The 22,605-nt window shown below is 70.6% G+C and carries 14 protein-coding genes; 5 read left to right on the top strand and 9 right to left on the bottom strand.

From position 1 onward, the window contains the following. Positions 1-800: 800 nt before the first annotated feature. The 4 genes from RKD23_RS38670 to RKD23_RS38655 all read right to left on the bottom strand — a co-directional run bounded on the left by RKD23_RS38670 (position 801) and on the right by RKD23_RS38655 (position 9,708). Positions 801-5,351, bottom strand: coding sequence for a caspase, EACC1-associated type (locus tag RKD23_RS38670; RefSeq protein WP_424858023.1), 4,551 nt, complete (start codon positions 5,349-5,351; stop codon positions 801-803). A 116-nt stretch (positions 5,352-5,467) separates the two neighbouring features. After that, on the bottom strand, positions 5,468-5,944 hold the full coding sequence (locus RKD23_RS38665; RefSeq protein ID WP_424858022.1) for an effector-associated constant component EACC1: 477 nt from the start codon (positions 5,942-5,944) through the stop codon (positions 5,468-5,470). A gap of 931 nt (positions 5,945-6,875) precedes the next feature. Further along, entirely contained in the window at positions 6,876-8,246 is a 1,371-nt protein-coding gene (locus RKD23_RS38660; RefSeq protein WP_424858021.1) for an RICIN domain-containing protein, read from the bottom strand. A 31-nt stretch (positions 8,247-8,277) separates the two neighbouring features. Then, positions 8,278-9,708, bottom strand: coding sequence for an endo-1,4-beta-xylanase (locus RKD23_RS38655; protein WP_424858020.1), 1,431 nt, complete (start codon positions 9,706-9,708; stop codon positions 8,278-8,280). A gap of 1,067 nt (positions 9,709-10,775) precedes the next feature. On the opposite strand from RKD23_RS38655, the gene RKD23_RS38650 reads away from it, so the two are divergent. Both RKD23_RS38650 and RKD23_RS38645 read left to right on the top strand, forming a co-directional pair. Further along, complete coding sequence (locus tag RKD23_RS38650; protein ID WP_424858019.1) at positions 10,776-12,209, top strand: non-reducing end alpha-L-arabinofuranosidase family hydrolase; 1,434 nt, start codon at positions 10,776-10,778, stop codon at positions 12,207-12,209. 398 nt (positions 12,210-12,607) lie between these two features. Further along, positions 12,608-14,788, top strand: coding sequence for a carbohydrate-binding protein (locus tag RKD23_RS38645; RefSeq protein WP_424858018.1), 2,181 nt, complete (start codon positions 12,608-12,610; stop codon positions 14,786-14,788). A 28-nt stretch (positions 14,789-14,816) separates the two neighbouring features. Here the strand turns inward: RKD23_RS38645 and RKD23_RS38640 are convergent, their stop codons facing one another. After that, positions 14,817-16,373, bottom strand: a complete 1,557-nt coding sequence (locus tag RKD23_RS38640) for an RICIN domain-containing protein (RefSeq protein ID WP_424858017.1) — start codon at positions 16,371-16,373, stop codon at positions 14,817-14,819. A 141-nt stretch (positions 16,374-16,514) separates the two neighbouring features. Beyond that, positions 16,515-17,528 (bottom strand): LacI family DNA-binding transcriptional regulator, encoded by a 1,014-nt coding sequence (locus tag RKD23_RS38635; RefSeq protein WP_424858016.1) that lies wholly within the window; start codon positions 17,526-17,528, stop codon positions 16,515-16,517. A gap of 234 nt (positions 17,529-17,762) precedes the next feature. Between RKD23_RS38635 and RKD23_RS38630 the strand changes: the two genes are divergently transcribed. Together RKD23_RS38630 and RKD23_RS38625 are read left to right on the top strand one after the other, a co-directional pair. Beyond that, entirely contained in the window at positions 17,763-18,728 is a 966-nt protein-coding gene (locus tag RKD23_RS38630) for a glycoside hydrolase family 6 protein (protein WP_424858015.1), read from the top strand. 112 nt (positions 18,729-18,840) lie between these two features. Then, positions 18,841-20,136, top strand: a complete 1,296-nt coding sequence (locus RKD23_RS38625; RefSeq protein WP_424858014.1) for a glycoside hydrolase family 6 protein — start codon at positions 18,841-18,843, stop codon at positions 20,134-20,136. 7 nt (positions 20,137-20,143) lie between these two features. Here the strand turns inward: RKD23_RS38625 and RKD23_RS38620 are convergent, their stop codons facing one another. Next, the gene (locus tag RKD23_RS38620; RefSeq protein ID WP_424858013.1) at positions 20,144-20,419 is read right to left on the bottom strand and encodes a hypothetical protein; all 276 of its coding nucleotides are present in this window, start codon (positions 20,417-20,419) and stop codon (positions 20,144-20,146) included. Then, a complete protein-coding gene (locus tag RKD23_RS38615; RefSeq protein ID WP_424858012.1) occupies positions 20,416-21,234 on the bottom strand; it encodes a phytanoyl-CoA dioxygenase family protein in 819 nt (272 codons plus the stop codon). The genes RKD23_RS38620 and RKD23_RS38615 overlap by 4 nt, the downstream gene beginning before the upstream one ends. Before the next feature lie 73 nt (positions 21,235-21,307). On the opposite strand from RKD23_RS38615, the gene RKD23_RS38610 reads away from it, so the two are divergent. Continuing rightward, the gene (locus RKD23_RS38610) at positions 21,308-22,084 is read left to right on the top strand and encodes a helix-turn-helix domain-containing protein (RefSeq protein WP_424858011.1); all 777 of its coding nucleotides are present in this window, start codon (positions 21,308-21,310) and stop codon (positions 22,082-22,084) included. Between the two features lie 30 nt (positions 22,085-22,114). Here RKD23_RS38610 and RKD23_RS38605 read toward each other — a convergent pair whose 3' ends face one another. Further along, positions 22,115-22,603, bottom strand: a complete 489-nt coding sequence (locus RKD23_RS38605; RefSeq protein ID WP_424858010.1) for a universal stress protein — start codon at positions 22,601-22,603, stop codon at positions 22,115-22,117. Between the last annotated feature and the right edge of the window lie 2 nt (positions 22,604-22,605).

The following is a 22,605-nucleotide window of genomic DNA, read 5'->3' as shown; positions in this document are numbered from 1 at the left end:
TGGGGTGGCCACAGGTCACAGCGTAGACCCTGCCTGCTGGCAGGAGGCGTTCGGGCTGGAGCATCACGGCTGCGGGCAGCCGCAGTTGGGAGCCGAGTGCGTCGAGCCGCCAGTACTCGTCGGCCCACAACGCCTGTGCGGCAGCGCTCAGCGGGACCGGACGCAGAGGCAGAGGTCATCCGTGCAGTGTTCCATTCGCCGTGGCGCGAGGGCATGACTGGCGCCGGACCTGTGCCGCCGTGTTCTCCCGTTTAGCGCGCAGTGACAGCAATGTCGTCACTAGACTCGCGACGACCGCCAACGCGGCAACTCCTGTAGTCGCCAGACTCACCATGACCTGGGGTTCCACGAGCGTCAGCCTCCCAAACCCTCGGCGTTTTCCGTGAGGTGCTGCTTGATCTGGCCTTCAGTCAAGTGGGTGTCATCGGTGGCGAGTTGACAGGCATGACCTCCAATACCAGACAGGTTCTACCCCCTGTGGCCCGAGTGAAAGACCGCGCCTGCCAGCGCATCACCGCCGATTCCGCCTGCCCTTCACCGACTGCGCACGTACTCGGAAGCCGCCATAATCGCTGCACCACCGGAGGTCCCCGGGCCGTTGCGGACGGACGACCCCAAGGCGCGCGGGCGTCGGGTGCGGGGTGGTGGGGGGCGCTGCAGACCGGTCAGCGCTCAGGGGTCCCGGGAGCCGGATCGGCGCCCACGTTCGCGTTGCCGCCCCCGACGCACAATTCGACACAAATGTGCGGTGGGCTGGAGCCGTCGTCGAAGGCGTTACCGAACTACCGGACACCTGGTGATCACTCTCCTTCGGTGCATGAGACGCGGTGCTCCAGGTGCGGGAACAGCGCGTTCCAGCGGTCCTTCGGCAGATTGACCGGCTGTGAGCGGCACATGGCCTCGTAGAGGCGGTCGGTGTCGTAGTCGAGGATGTACGTGTGATTCTCGTTCGACAGGCCCGGCGTGTCCGTCACGGAGGTGACGGCCAGCCAGCTCTCGCCCGCGGGCAGCCGGACGGACTGCGCGCCCTGCAGAGTGGCGAACTCGGGGGTGGCCCAGCGGCCGTCGCGGCCCAGGGACCAGATGCGGTAGGGGTTGCCGGTGATGGCGTGGCGGCCGTCGGCGGTGAGGTCGAGGGACGTGAGGGCTCGGTCGAGGCGTACCGTCTCGTCCTTCTTCCTCGGCTCGCCCGGATCCGACACGTCCCAGAACTCGATCGTGCCGTCGGCGACCGCGGTCGCGAGCTGGTCCTTCCCGGCTGGGAAGTAGCTCCCGGGAGCGGCGGGGACGCGCGCCCCCTCGACCGCACGCGCCGGCTGGGAGAGGTCGTACAGCCGGATCGTGTCGCCGCTCTCCTCGGTGATGAGCAGCTTCGAGTCGTCGTCGTACATCGCGCCCTCGCCCAGCGCTCCGTCCTCGATCTTGTCGCCCTTGCGGGGGCGGCCTGGGTCGGAGACGTCCCAGAGCCGCAGGTGCCATCCGCTCTCGACGGTCACGACGGTGTGCGGGCCCGCGAACCACAGGGTTCCCGTGTCGAAGAGCCCGCCCTTCGCCTGCGTGGGGATGTCGGCCCGGTGCACGGGCTTCGCGGGGTCGCCGATGTCCCACAGGGCGATGGCCGGCTCCTCCCGCGAGCCCACGGCCAGCAGCCGGCCGTCGGGGCTGACCGTGATGTGCGAGATGTCGGCGGTGTACCGGATGCTCGTGCTTCTGCGCGGCGTGCCCTCGGTGCCGAACCGCCAGAGCTGAAGGGTGTGGTCGCGCCCTCCCGCCCAGTGGTGGGCCAGCAGGACCGGGTCGCCTTGCCGGCCGGTCAGGAACCAGTTGGCCTCCCAGTCCTTTGGGAAGGTATAGCGCAGCTTCGGCGAGCCGTGCTCGCCGATGGTCCAGATCCGGGTGGTCTCGGAGTAGTCCGGCTCCTCCTCCTTGGTGATGAGCAGCCTGCCGTCGGCGCTGATGGGGCCCGTGCCCGCCACCTCCTGGAGGGGCAGGTGGCCGGGGAGTTCCGGCGCCCAGGCGTGTTCGGTCCACAGCCGGATCTCGCCGCCCACCTCGCCGGCTGCCAGATAGCGGCTGTCGGGGCTGTAGGCGACCGTCTGGACCGGCTGCCCCGCGGACAGCACACCGAGATCCGGCTCGGCCTGTGCGAGTTCGGCCGGCTCGGCCGTCGCCCTGAGCCGCCGTACGCCGTCGTCGCGGTCGGCCCCGGCGAGGAATCTGCCGTCCGGACTGAAGGCGAGCTGCGGCATGCCGTCGTAGCTGCCCCAGCCGCCCAGGCCGTCCTCGGCAGACACCCGCCGCAGTTGCCGCCCGTCCACCACACGCCACCAGGCCGTCTCCCCGCCGCCGCCGTTCGAGACGACCAGGTCGCGGCGCGGGTGGGCGGCGACGGACATGACCGATGCAGCCCGCTCGGTGTCGCGCAGGACGGGCCGGCCCGGGTCGGACAGGTCCCACAGCCGCACCTGGGCGGGGTGACCGCCCTCGCCCGGCCCGTTTCCGTTGCCGGTGATCAGGTGGTGTCCGTCCCGGGTGAACGCCAGCGAGATCAGCTCCGCGTCGGCCACCGTGCGCTGCGCGCGCAGGGCGGGGCGCGCCGGGTCGGAGACGTCCCACAGCCGCAGTCGGCCCTTGTCGCCGCCGGACGCCAGGGTCCGGCCGTCCGCGCTGAACGCCACGCTGAACGTCGCCTCGCTCCCCTTGACCGGGAGGCGTGCCAGCCGCTCGGGACGGTCGGGGTCGGCTGTGTTCCACAGGGTCAGTTCCGTACCCGTCTGCGCGGCCAGCAGCGGCTTGGCGGGGTGGTGGGCGAGGACGGGCCGGCCCTTGACCCGGAAGCGGCCCGCCTCGGCCGGCCGCTCGGGGTCGGTCAGGTCCCAGAGTTGCACCCGGCCGTCCCGGTGGCTCGCGGCCAGCACTTTGCCGTCCGCGCGGTAGGCGAGGTTCAGGACGGGCTCGCGGTGCGGCTTTTCGGGGGTGAGGTGGACCGGGGTCAGGGTCATCGCCGACGCGTACAGGCTGGAGCGGGTCTCCGGGGTCTGGGCCGTGCGGTACGCGGCCAGGCTGAGGCGCAGGGCAGTGCCCGGGTCGCGTCCGCGGATGCGGTCGGCGCGGCCGGCCAGCTCGCGGGCGATCAGGGCCCGCTCCCGGCTCGCCGCCCGCCCGTTCTCGTGGAAGGCCCAGCCCGCCAGGCAGGCCGCCACCAGGGTCAGCGCCGACAGCACGGAGACCCACGTCCGGACGGCCCGGCGTCGGCGCCGCTCTGCGCGCTCGCTCGCGGTGACGAAGTCGCGCACCACCTGCCGTACGGGCGCCGCCCCGGCCGCCCGGCCGTCGGTCAGCTCGCGTGCCTCGCGCAGGTCGAAGCCCCGCCACAGACCGCTCGGCCCTCGTCCGCCCTCATCCCAGCCCTCCGCCGCGGCCGTCAGCCGCCGCAGCCGCAGCAGATCACTGCGGGCCTCCTCGATCCAACCGGTCAGCCGCTCCCAGGCATACAGCAGCGAGTCGTGGCCGAGCTGCGCCCCGCCGTCCTCGTCCACCACGACGAGATGGGCGTCGGCCAGGAGCCGCAACAGGTCCCGAGCGCCGGTCAGTTCCTGGCGCGGCACCCGGCGGCGCACCAGCCGGCCCTCGCCGTCGGCCACCTGCACCATGGCGAGCATCAGGGTGCGCAGCCGCCCGCGGCCGTCGTCGTCGAGGCCGTCGTGGATCCGGTCGGCTGCGCGCGCCACCGCGTCGCGGATGCCGCCCGCCTCCTGGTACGCGGCGTAGGTGAGCGTCGTCCCGCGCCGCCGCAGCCAGATCTCCTGGAGGACGTACGCCAGATACGGCAGGGCCGCCGAGTCGCCGGTGCGTCCGCCTCGCCGTTCCTCGTTCACCTCGCGCACCAGGATGCGCGGGACGCCCGCCTCCCACCGCAGTCCCGCGTAGCGGGCGGGCTCGACGACGGCCGCCTCGATCTCGGCGTCGTTCAGGGCGCCCACGACGAAGTGGTCGCGTTCGGCGAACGGGGCGAGGTGCGGGTCGCCGAGGACGTCGCCGAGGTAGTCGGCGCGCAGCGCCAGCACGACGCGCGGCCCGTCGGCCGCGGTGAGCGCGGCGGCGAACCGGGCGCGCTCCGCCTCGTCGGCGCCGTGCGTGAAGTACTGCTCCAACTGGTCGACGACCAGCACGCCGGGCGCCAGTCCGCGCCGCGCCCCCGGCTCCGGCTCCGCCCCCGGCTCCGGCTCCGGCTCCGGCTCCGGCTCCGGCTCCGGCGGGGTGAAACGTCCCTGTTCCAGATCGCCTATGACGTCGGCGAGCGGGCGGTCCACGGCCCGCGCCCACGCCTCGACGAGCCGCCGAAACGGCCGCACGCCCGGTGCGGGCACCAGGCACACCGGCCCCAGTCCGGCGCGCTGGGCCGCGACGCTCAGCCCGGCCCGCAGCAGCGACGACTTGCCGACGCCGGAGTTGCCGAGGAGGACCAGCGGTTCCCCCGGCCGGGTCGCGGCGACCTGGGCCAGCAGCCGCTCGGTCAGCTCCTCGCGGCCGAAGAAGAGGTGGTGTTGTTCGGGCAGGAACGGGCGCAGGCCCGGGTACGGGCACATGGCGTCCGGGTCATCGTCCGCCACGGGCTGGGCGTCCGGGGCCGGATGCTCGGGATAGCGGCGGTTGGTGGTCAGCACCAGCTCCGCCATGCGGGCGGTGCCGCCGCCGTAGGGGCGGGCCGCCTCGCCCTGGAGCCGCTGGTCGAGCAGCCGGTAGACCCCGCCGAGCGTCAGCAGGCGGGCCGCGCCCGCGTCGCCCTCTCGCAGCAGTTCCAGCAGATGGCCGGTGAACAGGGTGTACTCGGCGCCCTCGGGGGCGTAGGCGAGGGTGTTGCGCTGGGCGGATCCGAGCAGAAAGCTGCCCTGGGGGCGGGACGCGCCGAACGGGTCCGGGGCGGGGGCGCGGTCGGGTTCCCGGGCGTTCCCGGCGAAGCAGCAGTCGAGGATGAGCACCGGGTCGGCGGCGGCGTCGCCGAGATAGCGCTCGATCTCCGCGTAGGGCACCGAGTGGGCGGTGTCCGTGAGGGACTTCGTCGCCGCCGTCGCCAGATACAGCCGCCCGCCGGGCCCGCGCAGACCGTGGCCGACGAAGCAGAAGACGACGATGCCGCTCTCGGGCCGCTCCTCGGTGGGCGCCGCCCGGTCGGCGGCCTCCGCCAGCGCCTCCAGCACCTCGCTCGGCGACGCGGGGTTCATCAGCGCGCGGACCCGGTCGCCCATGCCGCAGTGGGTGCGCAACGTCTCGGCCAGCGCCTCGGCGGACGGCACGGCCGCGGAAAGATCGTGCAGCCGGTCTCCCGGGTGGCGGCCTGTGCCGACCACGACCGCGTGACAGCCGGGCCCCGTCAGGTCCGGCCCTCCTGCGGACGGCGCCGTCCCTGCCCCTGACGGCGCGGGCCCTCCCCCTGACGGCGTTGCCCCTCCCTCTGACGGCATGGTCAGCGTGCCCCCTCGGCCCGGCCGGAGCCGTCTTCGTCGGCCGGGTGGTCTCCGGCCGGGTCGTCTCCGGCCGGTTCCCGCTCGTCCGTCTCGCGGGCCGAGGGCTCCCTCAGGGCCTCCGCCACCCGCTGGGCCAGCTCGCCGGTTCCCTCCGCGGTCAGCGGCCGGACCTTCTCGGAGGCGACCACCAACTGGGTGCCGTCAGGCCGGTTGATGGTGACGGTCACATTGCTCCGCCGGTTCTGCAGCCAGACGACCAGAGCGGCGCCCGCCGCCGCGGTGGGTCCGCCGGGGGCGAGCAGCAGGGTCAGCAGCTCGCTCCACACGCCGCCCATCGCTCCCGCGAGCGCGCTGTCCGCGAGGTCGCGCCGCACCAGGCCGCGCAGTTCGGGATCCTGGCGCAGCCAGTCGTACAACTCGTCCGTGGCCCCCGCGTGGTCGCCGCTCGCCGCCTGTACACCGAGCGTGAAACGCACCCCCCGCTCCTCCCCCGGCAGCCGCGGCCGTACCGCTCGCGCCGCTCCCGCCGCTCATGCGTCCCTAGGTCGCTGTATCCCCAACTCCCCTTACCCAGTGGACAGTTCTTCGCACATCACAGTCACAGCACGGAGATACCGAGAGGGCGTTCTCCGGCTGACAGACGGCAGGAGCGCCGGCTGCCGGGGTCGACGGGGCCGGTGTCGACGAGCGGAGGGCGGCGGCAGCCCGCAAGCCGGCGGACTGAACCTCTTCGGAGGTGCTGTACATCCAGCCGCGTCTGTGACCCCGCCCGCCGGTCGGAGAGGCACTTGGTGGGGTGCCCGGCGCTGACGGGCACGCTGCTGTGCGCCACGGCCTACCGGCGATGGCCCACGGTCCAGCGAGCGATGCGCCACAGCCGGCCACTGCCACTCACCCACAACCTGCCGGTGCCGACCGCGGGCACCTCTGTCAGGGCCCGGCCTGCTCTTCCTGATCACCAAGGGCTCATGACACCGCCGACAGACGCCGACAGGCCACGCGATCCCGACACCGGCTGCGGTCAGGAGCTGTCAGGTAATTGCCGGCCGTACGTGGGGCGACCAGGCCGTGGCTGGTGCGATCACAGCGTCGCAACCGTCCTGCACAACCGCGACAGCCTTCCATCAGGCCTGGCACGCGTGGACCGGTCCGGCAGGTCGAGCTCGCGGCAGGGGCCGCCGGGGACCCGGCGGGAATGTGTCCGAGCGGCATCTGATCCACGGACAGCTCTCCTGCCCGTGCCGGCCAATGCGCCGTCCGGGATCACCGCCACCGTCGCGCTCGCCGGCCGTGAGCAGTCCGAAGGCGTAGGAGCTCTCCTGAAGGGCCTCTTCTGCCTTCAGTCCAGGGCAGACGTCGGCGGGGTGGAGCCAGGACGTCCTGGCTCCACCCCATGGTGCGGGCGTGTCACTGGAATTGTGCGAAGAACCTCCAGATCTCTGCTTTGGTCCAGGTGGTGACGCCGCTTTCGCCGGAGGAGCCGTCGACCGGACCGGGTATGTGGCCTCCGTCGAAAGCGGCCCATTGGACGGGGTATCCGGCACGGCAGCCGGCGTAGGTGGTGGTGATGTGCGTTCGGCTGCCCGGCGCGGGCTCGCGCGGGCTCTGGGAGGTGCAGCCGTTGTTGCTGACGAACCTGTCGCGCAGGGACCGTCCTTGCGCGATGTTGAGGACCGAGTCGCTGACCCCGTGGATTCCGAAGTAGGCGATGGGCTGGGTGCCGCCACTGCAGCCGCTGATCTCAGCACCGGATATGACCGCGACGGCCCTGAAGACGTTCGCCCGGCTGCAGGCGAGGGCGTAGCTCATGCCGCCGCCCCAGCTGAATCCCGTGGCGAAACGCTGTGCCGGGTTGACACAGAGGCCGCCCTCGATGCGCCGGATCATGTCGTCGACGAAGGTGATGTCCTCACCGCCCGAATTGGCCCAGCCGTTGCCCAGGCCCTGGGGGGCGACGAGGATCGCGGTGTTGTTCGACTGTTCCTGTTGGCCGTAGTAGGACCAGGCGGTCCCGCTCGTGCCGCCCGAGGCGACGTCGCCGGCGGTTCCGCCCCGCCAGTGGAACGCGAAGATCAGCCGGTAGCGGTGGCTGCTGTCGTAGTTGGCGGGAACCCTGAGGATGAAGCTGCGGCTCTTGCCGCCGCTCTGAATCGTGTGCGTACCGCTGGCCAGAGTCGGTGCGCTGCCGCATCCGCCGCCTCCGCCGGACGACAGCTTGACCATCTGCCACTGCTGGTTGGCGCCGCCCCAGTCGGTGTACTGGACGACGTTGCCGCCGTCCGCGGTGGAGGCGCCCTGAACCTCCACCGCCTTGCCACTGGAGCGGTTGATCAGCCGGACGTGGCCCGCGTCGGAGTCGGCCAGGCGGAACTGCTGGTTGGCCCCGTTGTGGTCGGCCCACTGCTGGATCGCGGCACCGTCTGCGGTCGAGGCGCCGGCCACATCGAGAACCTTGTCCGAGTGGCGGGCCTTGAGGCGGTAGTAGCCGCCGCCGGAGTCCATGAACTGCCACTGCTGGTTGGCTCCGTCGCTGCGCGTCCACTGGTTGACCCGCGCGCCGTCGGCGGTGGACGCGCCGGAGACGTCCAGCGCCTTGCCGCTGTTGCGATTGACCAGCACGTACCAGGCGTTGGTGTCCACCGTCGCCGCCTCGGCGGGCGTCGGATGCACCGCGGCGAGCATGCCGATCGCGAGCGCCGTCGCCACCACGGCGGCGACCCGGGACCACCAGCGATGTTTTCGTGGACGGACGGGAGGAGCCGCACCGTAGGTCCTCATGGACTCACCCTTTCCTTCGTGGCAGGTCCCATCAGGTCCGGGTCCAGCGCTGGTTGCTGCCGCTCGAGCAGGAGTAGAGCTGGATCAGGGTGCCGTTGGCGGTGCCGGCTCCGACGGCGTCGAGGCAGAGGCCGGACTGGACGCCGACGATGGATCCGTCGGAGTTCAGGCGCCACTTCTGGTTGTCGCCGCCCCAGCAGCTGTAGATCTGGACCTTGGTGCCGTTGCCGGTGCCTGCGGCGTCCAGGCACTTGTTGCCGTAGACCCTGAGCTCGCCGGCGGAGGTGTACGTCCACTTCTGGTTGGTGCCGCTGTTGCAGTCCCACAGCTGGAGCTGGGTGCCGTCGGTGGTGCTGGAGTTGGGCACGTCCAGGCAGCGGCCCGAAGCGACGCCCTTGATCTGACCGCCGTCCGAAGGGGGCGTGGTGGAGCCGCCGTTGAGTGCGTTGAGGACGGCGGTGTAGGCGGGCTTCTTGCTGCCGTCGTTGTTGAACAGCAGCGGCGTGTCACCGGACCGCCAGGAGTCGCTGTCGCGCACGCCCCAGACGGTGATGCCGAGGCAGCGCGAGACGGCCAGGCAATCGTTGGTCACGGCGGCGTAGGTCGAGGACGAGGCGCCCTGGATGTCGAGTTCGGTGACGGCCACGTCGACGCCGAGGGCGGCGAAGCTCTGCAGGGTGGTGCGGAAGTTGCTGTTGTAGGGGCTGCCGCTGTTGAAGTGCGACTGGAAGCCGACGCAGTCGATCGGCACGCCCCGCTGCTTGAAGTCCCGGACCATGTTGTACACGCCCTGGGTCTTGGCCCAGGTCCAGTTCTCGATGTTGTAGTCGTTGTAGCAGAGCTTGGCGGCCGGGTCGGCGGCACGCGCGGTGCGGAAGGCGACCTCGATCCAGTCGTTGCCGGTGCGCTGCAGGTTGGAGTCGCGCCGGGCTCCCGAACTGCCGTCGGCAAAGGCCTCGTTCACGACGTCCCACTGGGCGATCTTGCCCTTGTAGTGGCCCATCACGCCGTTGATGTGGTCGATCATCGCCTGGCGCAGCGTGCTGCCGCTGAGACTCTGCATCCAGCCGGGCTGCTGGGAGTGCCAGGCCAGGGTGTGACCGCGCACCTGCTTGCCGTTCTGCACCGCCCAGTTGTAGACGCGGTCACCGGCGGTGAAGTTGAACTGGCCACGCTGCGGTTCGGTGGCGTCGATCTTCATCTCGTTCTCGGCCGTCACCGAGTTGAACTCACGGCCCGCGATCGTCGTGTACGCCGAGTCGCCCAGCCTGCCTGAGGCGATGGCGGTGCCGAAGTAGCGGCCGCTCTGCGCCGCTGCGGCGCCGAGCGTGCTCTCGGCGGCGTGTGCGGGCGGCGGTGCGGCCAGTGCGGTGGCCGCACCGAGGGCGCCGACGACCAGCGCCAGCAGCGGGCCGCGGATCTTCCGGCGGACGACGACTCTGGGAAAGGCATATGAGCCCATGACTGTGCCTCCAAGGTAGAAATCACGGAAGGACTGAAACGCGGGGAATGCGTCGTCCGCTCCCACTCGGCAGACGGACGGGATGGGCCGGAGCCCGGGCAGCACAAAATCACCGGACACCGCGGACAGGGGACCGGGACGATCTCACCCGGCGCCGGCCGCACCCCATCGCGCGTCGGGTGACGTACCGCGGGCGGTGGCGGTGCTTCGACACAGGCATGGGGGTACTCCATAGCGGCTCAGCCGGGGGGTCGTCACGCGGCGTCGCGTACCTCTCCAACTGCGCGAAGCCAGGATGCGCTGGTGCGAACCTCACCGGAACGAAACGGGTGGCGCGGGTGCTTTGGTGCGCTGTCGTGCGGCTGTGCATGGCCGGTTTCCCAGTCGGATGATTGAGGGATTGACGATGGATCGTCAACACTCAGAGCAGAAAAAGTTTCCGTTTTTCGAACGAAACTTTCGGGCAGCGGGAAGACGCAAACCTCGGCGGCACCCCCGGCCGAAGTCGAGGGCCGAGGTAGGGACGGATTCCGCGTGCGGACACCGCACGCAACCTACGGCTCCCTGGCCACTTGATGGCGGGACGTGCATTGTTTCACTTACAGAGAGCTACGAAACATTTCGGTGTTCCTAGCGATACATACGAGAGGTATTGACGCCGTTCACCGGTTCCCTATCATTCAGGTTGCTCGACCCGCCGACTGTTGTTCGATATTGCGAACGCACCGAGTCCATGGCCCAGCAGGGTAAGGAGCCGCATCACATGCAGATGTCATGGCCTTGCCAAGGCTTCCCCTCTCGTCGCCCTCTTCGCTCATGCCAACCGGACGTCAGGCGGTTCGGTGCGCGTCAGGCGGCTCGCCGACCGGGACAGTCCTGACGCCCGGGGCCGGGACACGCTCACCCGACGCCGTCCAGGCCTCCCCTCCCCCGGACCGGGGCGTCACAAGCGGTCTGCATGGTGCACGTCCGCAGACCGCTGCGCACTGCACCGCACAACACCGACAGTCCGGACAACCTCTGACGAGGCCAACCGGAACCGCCTACTCAAGGTTGAGGAAGTCCCCATGCACAGAGCAAGTTTCAGCCGCAGGCATCCGTCTGCGGTGCTCGCCGCCGTGGTTGCGGCCCTGGCCGCATTGGCGGCGATGCTCGTCGCCGCCCCGGCTCAGGCGGCTTCCACCGGCGCCCTGCGCGGTGTCGGTTCCGGCCGGTGTCTGGATGTGCCGGGCGCCAGCCAGACCGACGGCACGAACCTGCAGATCTACGACTGCTGGGGCGGGACCAACCAGCAGTGGACGTTGACGGACAGCAACCAGCTCACCGTGTACGGCAACAAGTGCCTGGATGTTCCGGGCCACTCCACCACGGCCGGTACCCGGGTGCAGATCTGGACCTGTTCCGGCGGTGCGAACCAGCAGTGGCGGGTGCACTCCGACGGCACGGTCGTCGGAGTGGAGTCCGGGCTGTGCCTGGAGGCCGCGGGCGCCGGTACGGCCAACGGCACAGCGGTGCAGATCTGGACGTGCAACGGCGGCAGCAACCAGAAGTGGACCGGCCTGTCCGGGAATCCGACCCCGCCGGACGGCACGTGCGCTCTTCCGTCGACCTACCGGTGGACGTCGACAGGTGCGCTGGCGCAGCCCGCGAACGGGTGGCTCTCGGTGAAGGACTTCACCACCGTGACGCACAACGGCAAGCACCTGGTCTACGCGTCGAACGTGTCTGGATCGGGGTCGTACGGCTCGATGATGTTCGGTCCCTTCACGAACTGGTCGGACATGGCATCGGCCGGCCAGACCGGTATGAGCCAGTCCGCGGTGGCGCCCACGCTGTTCTACTTCGCGCCCAAGAACATCTGGGTGCTGGCGTACCAGTGGGGTGCCTGGCCCTTCATCTACCGCACGTCGAGCGACCCGACCAACCCCAACGGCTGGTCCGCGCCGCAGCCGCTGTTCACCGGGAGCCTTCCCGACTCCGGCACCGGTCCGATCGACCAGACCCTGATCGCCGACGGCCAGAACATGTACCTGTTCTTCGCCGGTGACAACGGCAAGATCTACCGGGCGAGCATGCCGATCGGCAACTTCCCGGGCAACTTCGGCTCGTCGTACACGACAGTCATGAGCGACACCACGAAGAACCTCTTCGAGGCTCCGCAGGTCTACAAGGTCAAGGGCCAGAACCAGTACCTCATGATCGTCGAGGCTCGGGGTGCGAACGAGGAGCGCTACTTCCGCTCCTTCACGGCCACCAGCCTGAGCGGCTCGTGGACCCCGCAGGCCGCCACCGAGTCCAACCCCTTCGCGGGCAAGGCCAACAGCGGTGCCACCTGGACCAACGACATCAGCCACGGTGACCTGGTCCGCAACAACCCCGACCAGACCATGACCATCGACCCCTGCAACCTGCAGTTCCTCTACCAGGGCAAGTCCCCCACCGCGGGCGGCGACTACAACCGGCTGCCGTGGCGCCCGGGTGTCCTCACCCTGCAGCGCTGACCTTCCCGATTCACCGTGACCGTGATGTGGTGCGGTCTGCAGGACTGTGGGCGAACGGTTGACGGCGTGGGCGATTCCCCCTGCTGACCGACCGACACTCACCGCGTCCAGGAACCCCGGCCGTGCTGCGGCCGGGGTTCCTCTCACTCGCCTCGGTTGCATCGACTTGGTCGGCCGGACCACCTGGACTCCGTACCAGGAGTTCAACGGGGCCTTCTCGCCGGACTGGGACTCCGTCACCGGCACGAGCGTCACCACGAGATGACCTGAAAGGAAAGGCCGGCTCGAGGCAACCTTTGCGGAGCCTGTGACGACGAGGAAGCGGATCCGGCCGGTTTTCCGGTGGCGTGGATCCGTCTTTCCTCTGCTGAACAGGACGCAAGGAGAACAGCCCGACCATGAACAGCCCCACGAACCGCGGGCGGCACCGCCGTCGCTGGACCGCCACCGGCCTCCTGCTCGGTGTGCCCGCCCTCGTCGTGCCGTACTTCCTGTTCGTGCAGGAGGACTCACAGGCCGGCACGGCGCAGACCCAGGCCGCGGCCGGACCGTATGAGTGGAAGAACGCCCAGGTGGTGGGCGGCGGTTACGTCACCGGGCTGGTGTTCAACCCGCGCGAGAAGGGTCTGCTGTACGCGCGCACCGACATGGGCGGCGCCTACCGCTGGGACACCGGGACCGAGCAGTGGATCCCGCTGACCGACTGGATCGGCGAGAAGGACTGGAACCTGCTCGGCATCGATTCGGTGGCCACCGACGCCGTCGACCCCGGGCGGCTCTACCTCGCGGCGGGCACCTACACCAACGACTGGGCCGGCAACGGAGCGATCCTGCGCTCCACCGACCGGGGCCGCACCTTCAAGCGCACCAACCTGCCGTTCAAGCTGGGCGGCAACGAGGACGGCCGCGGGGCGGGCGAACGGCTGGTGATCGACCCCGCGCACAACGGCACCCTGCTGCTCGGCACCCGTAAGAACGGCCTGTGGCGCAGCACCGACCACGGCGTGACATGGCGGCAGGTCTCGTCGTTCCCGGTCAAGGACGGGGCGAGCAGCGGTGCGGGCATCTCCTTCGTGACGTACGGCCCGGCCGGCAGCAAGACGGTGTACGTCGGCGTCGCCGACAGTTCCGCCTCCCTCTACCGCTCCACCGACGGCGGCAGCACCTGGCAGGCCGTCCCCGGGCAGCCCACCGGCCTGCTGCCGCAGCACGGCGTGCTCTCCGGCGACGGCTCGCTGTACCTGACGTACACGAACGCCCTCGGACCCAACGGCGTGACGGGCGGTTCGGTGTGGAAGTACACGCCGGCCGGCGGGGGGTGGAAGAACGTCTCCCCGTCCAGCGGCGCTTACGGGTTCTCCGGTCTGGCCGTCGACCCGCGCAAGCCCTCCACGGTGATGGTCACCACCCTCGGCCGCTGGTGGCCCGAGGACGAGATCTACCGCAGCACCGACGGCGGCACGGCGTGGAAGGCACTGGCCGGCAAGTCGGTGCGGAGCGCCTCCGCCGCTCCCTACGTCGGCACCCACACCGGGCACTGGATGACCGCCCTGGCCATCGACCCCTTCAACTCCGGGCACGTGCTGTACGGCACCGGCAACGGCATCTGGCGCAGCAAGGACGCCACAGCCGGCGACAGCGGCGGCATCAGCCATTGGACCTCGGGGGCGCGAGGACTGGAGGAGACCGCGCTGATGGACGCGATCGCCCCTCCGGGCGGCGCCACCGTCATCACCGCCATGGGCGACCAGGGCGGCTTCCGCCACGGCTCCCTGACGAAGGTGCCCGCCGGGCGGCTGAAGAACCCGATGATGACCAACAGCACCGACATCGACTTCGCCCAGTCCCGTCCCTCGATGATGGTCCGCGTCGGACGTGGCGGCGCGCAGGACGGCGCCTACTCCACCGACGGCGGCCGCAGCTGGACCGGCTTCAAGGCGGAGCCGGTGGCCGGCGGCCAGGACGGCCATGTCGCGCTCGCGGCGGACGGCTCCGCCATCGTCTGGACGCAGGCCGGCCAGGTCCCGTACCGCTCGTCCGACAAGGGGGCGAGCTGGTCGAAGGTCGGCGGGCTGGACACCGACGCCGTGGTCGTCGCCGACCGCTCCTCGGCCAGGACGTTCTACTCGCTGTCCGGCGGCAGGCTCTACGCCAGTACCGACGGCGGCGCGTCCTTCACCGCCCGCGCCGGCAACCTGCCCGACGGCCGGCTCACGGTCGTGCCCGGCGTCGCCGGGGACCTGTGGATCGCCTGCGGTGCCAAGGGGCTGCTGCACTCCACCGACGGCGGCCGCACCTTCACAACGGTCACCACGGTGAAGTCCGCCTCCGCGCTCGGTTTCGGCAAGGCCGCCCCGGGCGCCTCCTACCAGGCCCTGTACCTGATCGGCACGGTCAAGGACGTCACCGGCGTCTTCCGCTCCACCGACAAGGGCGCCACCTGGCTCCGCGTCAACGACAAGGCGCACCAATGGGGCAGCATCGGCTCCGTCGGCGTCATCACCGGCGACCCCGACACCTACGGCCGCGTCTACGTCGGCACCAACGGACGCGGCCTCCAGTACGGCGACCCGTCCTGACCCCACCCCCTGTCACCCGTACTCCCTCTCACCAGCTCATCGGCAGGCCCGCGACGAACGACGTGAGCCGGTCGGCGATGAGTCGGTCGTCGTGCGCCGAGTAGTGCCAGTGACAGCCCAGGAAGTCCAGCCCGGTGTCGTCGAGGAACCAGTAGCGGACCCGGTTCTCACCGGTGTCGTTGCGGGCCTTGACCACCTGCTGGACATGGGCGGCGAACTGGCCTGCGCCGACTGCCACGATGGTGGTCGTGTCGCCGTAACGCGTTCGCAGCTTCTGCAGGAAGTCGCCGTACGCGGTGCGGTAGGCGGCCGCGAGGCTGTCGGGCGTCCATGGCTCACCGGGGTTGACGGCGGTCGAGAAGTCGTTCGTGCCGAGGTTGACCACCACGAGCTGAGGACGCCAGGTGCCCGGGTTCTGCCAGACGTCGCCAGGCACGTTCAGCAGGGCGCGGTCGTAGAAGGTCCGGTACGTCACGTCGGGAGAGCCGCCGTTGTAGTTGCGCACCATGCCGAGGCCCGAGTAGCCGTTGATCTGGTAGTCGGCGTTCAGCTGCCGGGCGGTGAGGGCGCCGTAGCTCACGTCGGCGTCGGTGGTCCGCCTGACCTGCTCCCCGGTGCAGTCACGAGAGGTCGAGAGGTTGCCGTAGCCCACCGTGAGGGAGTCCCCGATGAACTCGATCTGGCGGTTGCGGGCCGCCGGCTTGCTCAGTACGGCGCCGCCGGGCGCGGCGACGAAGCCTCCGAACGTGCTTGTGCCGCCTGGGCTGTCGTTGCGTTTTACGAGCCGTACGGTGTGCTCACGGTCCTGCAGTCCGCTGATCCAGTGTGTGGTGTCGCCGGGCGTGACGAGTGTGGTGACGGTGGCCCCGTCGACCTGGACGTCGTAGTCGGCGGCCGAGTCGTTGAGCACGATGCCCACGCCGGTGCCCCTGACGCGGCCCTCGAAGTACACGCCGGGCCAGCTGTACTGCACCGCGTCGCCGGCGTCCTTCACCCGCCCCGCGGTGTGCACCTGCGCCGACACTCCCGTGGCGCGGACCAGTCGCCACTGCTGGTTGGCCCCGCCTCTGTCGGCGTACTGCACGACCTTGGCGCCGTCCGCGGTGGAGGCGCCCTGCACCTCGACGGCCTTGCCGCTGTTGCGGTTGAGCAACCGGATGTAGCCGTCGGAGGAGTCGGCCAGGCGGAACTGCTGGTTGGTGCCGTTGAGGTCGCTCGACTGCACGATGTCCGCCGCGTCGGCGGTGGAGTAGTGGGAGACGTCCAGCACCTTGCCGGAGTGCTGTGCCTTGAGCCGGTAGTACCCGCCGCCCGAGTCCACGAACTGGAACCGCTGGTTGGCCCCGTCGTGACGGGACCACTGCTGGAGACGGACGCCGTCGGCGGTGCTCGCGCCGGACACGTCGAGCGCCTTGCCGCTGACGCGGTTGACCAGCACGTACCACGCGTTCGGATCCACCGTGGCCGCCTGTGCCGTCCCAGCGGCACCGAGCGCGGACAGGAGCGTCGCAAGCAAGGCGGTCACCACGCCCAGTACCGCCGCCAAAGGCCTCCCGCGACTGCGCCACGGCGCCCTGAGTGTCATAGACGTTCCCTTCACAAAGGGTTCGAAATTTCGGCCAGCATTCGGAAACCTGGACTGCGTCACGGATACTAAAGAGGCACCCGACCATGTCAACACCTCTTGCGCCACGGCCAGATGTCAATACGCGTTCCGCGACGGCCATCACGCGCTGGAGCGGACGACCAGGCGGGCGGGAAGGATCAGCGGGGTGGGGTCCTGCCCGTTGACGGCCGCGACGAGCATCCGCGCCATCTCCCGTCCAAGAGCCTCTATGGGCTGATGGACGGTGGTGAGCGGCGGGTCGGCGATCCGGGCGACCGTCAGGTCGTCGAAGCCGACCACGGCGACGTCGGCGGGGACTGACCGGCCGGCCTCCCGCAGCGTGCGCAGCGCCCCCGCGGCCATGTTGTCGTTGGCGGCGAACACCCCGTCCACGTCAGGGCGTTCCGCCAGCAGTGCGGCCATGACTGCCGCTCCGCTGGGCTCGGTGAAGTCCCCCTCCACCGGCGGGAACGGATCGAGACCGGCACCCAGCATGGCATCACGGTAGCCGCGGTACCGGGCGCGCCCGGCCTCGGTGTCCATACGCCCGCAGACAGCCGCCACGCGCCTCCGGCCGCCCGCGACCAGATGCTCGGTCGCCTCGCGCGCTCCGCCGACGTTGTCGACGTCGACGTACCACCGGGGAGTCGCGCCGACCGGGCGTCCGCCGAACACGACGGGCATCTGCGCCTCCTCGGCCATCCGCGTCAGCGGATCGTCCTCGCGCAGCGCCATCAGCATGACACCGTCGGCGCCCCTGGACCGAAGGAGTTCCGCCACCCGCTTGCGGCCCCGGTCGGAAGCGGCCAGGCAGAGCATCAGATGCAGGTCAGCCTCCTCCAGCGCGGCCGACGCCCCCACGATCACCTGGGCGAAGAACGGGTCGGCGAAGATCGACGGATCCTCTCCCGAGACGACCAGGGCAGCCGCACCCGTCTGACGGGTGGCCAGCGCGCGGGCGGTCGGATTTGGTACGTACCCGAGCTGGCGCACAGCCCGTTCGACCGCCTCGCGCTTGGCACGGCTGACGTGCGGAGCGTTGTTGAGGGCGCGGGAGGCCACAGAGCGGGAGACACCGGCGCGTTCGGCCACCTCGTCGAGCGTCGGATGCCGACGCGGCGCATCTTCTTGCATGAACCGGGAGTCTGCCACAGGCGGGAGCCCTCGAGGACAGTTCTGGAACCGCTTCCAACTCCATGGCTCATCGGAGCGGACCTCCGCATGTGGCGTCCGGATGGAAGCTCAGCATGCGCCAACCATTGACAGCTCAACCATCCAGCCACACGATTGGGACCGCTTCCAGTGGGAGCGCTCCCAAGCAACGTCTCTCTGTATCCCCGATCCCCGTCAGGAAACCGAGGTACTGTCATGCGCCTCAGACTCCGCGCCACGGTGGCAGCGCTCTGTGCTCTGCCGCTGGCGTTCGCCGTCGCACCGTCCGCCCACGCGGCCGACCCGACCACCATGACCAGTGGGTTCTACGTGGACCCCGACTCCAGCGCGAAGCGGTGGGTGGCCGCCAACCCCGGCGACGGGCGGGCCGCCGCGATCAACGCCTCGATCGCCAACACCCCGATGGCCCGCTGGTTCGGCTCCTGGAGCGGCACCATCGGCACCGCCACGGGTGCCTATGTCGGAGCGGCGGACTACCGGGACAAGCTGCCCATCCTCGTCGCCTACAACATCTACAACCGCGACTACTGCGGCGGGCACTCAGCGGGCGGTGCCGCCTCGCCGTCCGCCTACGCCAGTTGGATCGCCCAGTTCGCCGGCGGGATCGCGAGCCGTCCGGCCGTCGTCATCCTCGAACCCGACTCCCTCGGGGACTACGGCTGCATGACGCAAGGCCAGATCGACGAACGCGAGGCCATGCTCTCCGGCGCCCTCGCCGAGTTCAGCCGCCAGGCCCCCAACACCTGGGTCTACATGGACGCCGGCAACCCCCGCTGGGCCGACGCGGCGACCATGGCCCGGCGCCTCCACGAGGCCGGCCTCCGTCAGGCTCACGGCTTCTCGCTCAACGTCTCCAACTACTTCACCACCGCCGAGAACACCGCCTACGGCAACGCGGTCAACAGCGAACTCAGCGCCCGCTACGGCTACACCAAGCCGTTCGTCGTGGACACCAGCCGCAACGGCAACGGCTCCAACGGACAGTGGTGCAACCCCTCCGGCCGCCGCATCGGCACGCCCACCCGGACGGGCGGAGGCGCCGAGATGCTCCTGTGGATCAAGACCCCGGGTGAGTCGGACGGCAACTGCGGCGTGGGAACGGGCTCCACGGCCGGGCAGTTCCTCCCCGAGGTCGCCTACAAGATGATCTACGGCTACTGATCCAGGACTCCCGCCGCCGGCGCTTCGCGCCGCCTGATCCCGTACAGGCGACCGGCAGTCCACCGGGGCGGCGGGCGTCTGCCGCCACCACCTCATCGACCAGGAAGCAACCATGGAACCACGCAGCCCACGGCGTCGCACGGCCGCCGTCGTCGCGGCCCTCACCGCCTTCACCGCCTTCACCGCTCTCCCCGCGACACAGACGCAGGCGCAGGAGCAGGTGCGGGCGCAGGCCACACCCGCGCAGGACGTGATCACCCCGGCCACGAAGTTCTACGTGGATCCGCACAGCAAGGCCGCGAAGCAGGCGCTCGCGGACTTCGCGAACGGCGACATCGAGAACGCCGTGAACATGTCCAAGCTGGCGAGCTGGCCGCAGGCCGAGTGGTTCACCGAGGGCACGCCCGACGAGGTGCGCTCCAAGGTGAGCCGGCTCGTCCGTCGGGCACGGGCCGTGGGCCGCACTCCCGTCCTGGTCGCCTACAACGTCCCGGGCCGGGACTGCACGCAGTACTCCAGCGGCGGAGCCGCGTCGTCCGCCGCCTACCGGCAGTGGATCGACGCCTTCGCCGCCGGGATCGGCGACAGCAAGGCGGTGGTCGTCGTCGAACCCGACGGCACGGCCCTCCTTCCCAGGGACTGCGGACCCACCGTGGACCCGACCGGCGAACGCACGACCGCCCGGATCGCCGACCTCGCCTACGCCGTCAGGACCCTGAAGGCCAAGGCCCGCACCGCGGTGTACCTGGACGCGGGGAACGTCCAGTGGCGCCCCGTCGGCGAGATGGCGCAGCGGCTGCTGGACGCCGGGGTCCGGTACAGCGACGGCTTCGCCCTGAACGTGTCCAACACCCACCCCACCGACGACAACGCCAGGTACGGGGCCTGGATCGCGAAGTGCATGTGGTTCGCCACCGAGGCACGTGGTGACGCCGGCTCGTGCGCCGGCCAGTACTACTCGTCCGCCGCCCCCAACGACGGCGTCCCCGGCAACGCCGTCTCCTCCACCGACCCCATCACCTGGCGGTGGACCGACGCCTGGTTCGACCAGCACGTGGGCACCCCGCCGACCGACGAACTGCGCCACTTCGTCATCGACACCAGCCGCAACGGTCTGGGCGCCTGGACCCCGGAGCCGGGCAAGTACACGGGCGACCCGGAGATCTGGTGCAACGCGCCCGGCCGTGGCCTCGGCCCGCGCCCCACCGCCGACACAGGTGTCTCCCTCGTCGACGCCTACCTGTGGATCAAGATCCCCGGTGAGTCCGACGGCAGCTGCACGCGCAACACCGGCGGCGCGATCGACCCCGAGTACGGCATCGTCGACCCGCCCGCCGGCACCTGGTGGCCCGACCAGGCCCACACCCTGGCCCGCAACGCGGCACCGCGTCTCACGTTCGGCCGCTGAGCTCTGCTCAAGACCTGCTGCTCTCCTCCAGCTTCTCGAAGAGGAACTCGTGCTTGAGGAAGGAGACGTCGTACTCGTGACCCGGTTGAGGCGGCAGAAGCTGGGAGGCCTGGAAGAGGCGCCACCCGTCTCGCAGTGCGGCCAGTCCTGTGGCGTAGGGCGGTTCGTCGCTGTCGCCGGTCGTCGGCCGGGTCCGGCCGGTCCCGTCGTAGCGGGACCAGCCCACGACGTGGGAGTCGAGCGCCGACGTCGAGAGGTAGAGGACCAGGATCTGCTGCCTCATGCGTGACTCCTCAGGGCTGGCCGGTTGCTGACGCGCGTGACCCAGTGGTCGACGTCGAACGAGTCGTCGCCGGTCAGGGCCCGCCACAGCAGGACCCGGTGGTAGATCTCCAGCCGGCCGGTGGCCTGCTCGTACCAGGGGAACCAGGTGCCGAGTTCCGCGGTCACGGCCGGGTCGTGCAGGTCGGAGGTGTCCCACAGGCGCACCTGCGGCACGGTGGGGTTGAGGCGCAGTTTGTACATGTGCCGACGGCGGCCGGTGTCGTTGCGCCGGCCGCCGTGCCAGATGCCGTGGTGCACCAGGACGACCGTGCCGGCCGGGCAGGTCAGCCGTGTCTGGCCCCGGAGGTTCTGCACGCGGCCGATGTCCGTCTCGTTGACTCTGCGCAGATGGCTCCCGGGCACACTGAGCGTGCCGCCCATCCCGGCCGTCACCTCGTGCGGGTAGTACATGAGCTGGAGGTCGAACGCGTCCGGCCGTACGTCGATGATGGCGTCCGCGTGCAGCGGCTGGGCCTGTCCCTCGTGCGGCTCGCGCACATGCACGGCATGGTGGTCGACGGTCGGGTCAGGCCCGACCAGGCTCTCCACCGCGCCGGCGACGACCGGGAGGGCGAGCAGGTCGTGGATGAAGGTGTCGCGCGGGAACGCCTGCCCGAGGGGAGTGCCGTAGGCCACGGCCGGCAGGCCCTCGGTCAGGGTCGCGACGGCCCGTTCGTTGATCTCCTGCGGCACCACCGCGTCCAGGCGCAGGAATCCCTGCGCGACGAAGCGCGCCGCCTGAACCGATGTCAGGAGGTGTCTGCTGGTTGGCATGCGACGAACGTACGGGCCCCACCGGGCTCGGTCGTGGGCTGAAATCATCCACTGCTGGTAATTTTTCGGCCTCGTGAAGCTCGCAACGCTACGGCTCGACGAGCCGCCCACAGTGGTCGCCGCCGGCATCGGGGTCCACGGTGTCTCCACCACACACGACGTCTTCCGGCTGCCCGACCTGTGGCAGTTGCACCTCTACCACTACGAGGGTGCGCTGTCCCTCGGTCAGTCGGTCCACCCGATACGCCCCGGCCATGTGAGCCTCGTGCCGCCGGACACAGAGGTGCACTTTCACTACCGGGGCAGGTCGGAGCACTTCTACGTCCACCTACGGCTGTACGACATCGGGACCGCGCGCGTGGTCCCGGTGATGCAGGACGCCGCTGCCGAGAGCACCCGTCTCGCCGAGCTGCTCCGGCACGCGGTGGCGGCCATGGCGACCTCTCCCCCGCGAGCCACCGCCGAGGTCTGGGCCGCGCTCTGGCGTATCGCCGAGCTGCCGGGGGACGACGGGGCCCGGGGCCGCCACCCCTTCGTGGCCGCCGCGCAGGCCCATGTCGAGGAGCACCTGGCCGGCCCGCTGTCCGTGCCGGACGTCGCTCGCGCCGTCGGCGTCTCCCACAGCCATCTGACGCGCCTGTTCCGCGCCGAGACCGGCCGCACGGTCGTGTCGTACATCCGGCACCGGCGTCTGCAACGCGCCCGCCACCTGCTGTTGTCCTCGACCCTCTCCATCACCGCCGTCGCCGCGGCCGTGGGCATCGCCGACCTCCAGGCGTTCAACAAGGCCTGCCGCCGCGAACTCGGCGCGAGCCCGCGCGACGTACGCGCCGCCGGTTCCGCCAGCTGACGTCGGCGGCGACCGTCTCCGCCTCACCTGTCAGGGATGGGGCGGCGGTGGCGGCAGGCTGGGCAGGCCCGTCGGTGGTTCCGGCCAGACCAGCAGCACAGGACAGGCCGCGTGGTCGACGACGAAGCGGCCGGCCGGGCCCAGACTGTGCGGGCCGAGGTGGGTACGGTCGCCGTCACGCGCCAGGATCAGCAGGTCAGCGCCCTCGGCCGCGGTGACGACCTCGCGCTCCACGCGACCGGTGTGCTCGATGCGCGTACAGGCGCGCCCCAGCCGGTCGGCAGCGGCCTGGAGCAGTTCCTGCGCTGAGGCGGCGGCGAGTTGTTCCAGCCGCGTACCGGGATCGCGCTCCGGGTGCCCGCGGCCGAGCAGCCCGGCGAAGGCGCCGTGGGCCGCGCCGGGGACATCGGCCGGGGTGACGTGCAGCAGCACGACGTCGGTGTCCGCCGGGGTATGGGCCCGGGCGGCGTCCACGCAGGCGGGCCAGGTGCCCTCGACGATCCAGACGACCACAGCCATGG

Source organism: Streptomyces sp. SAI-170 (genome assembly GCF_049739565.1).
Classification (GTDB): domain Bacteria; phylum Actinomycetota; class Actinomycetes; order Streptomycetales; family Streptomycetaceae; genus Streptomyces.
This window is presented reverse-complemented; position numbering and strand designations above follow the sequence as displayed.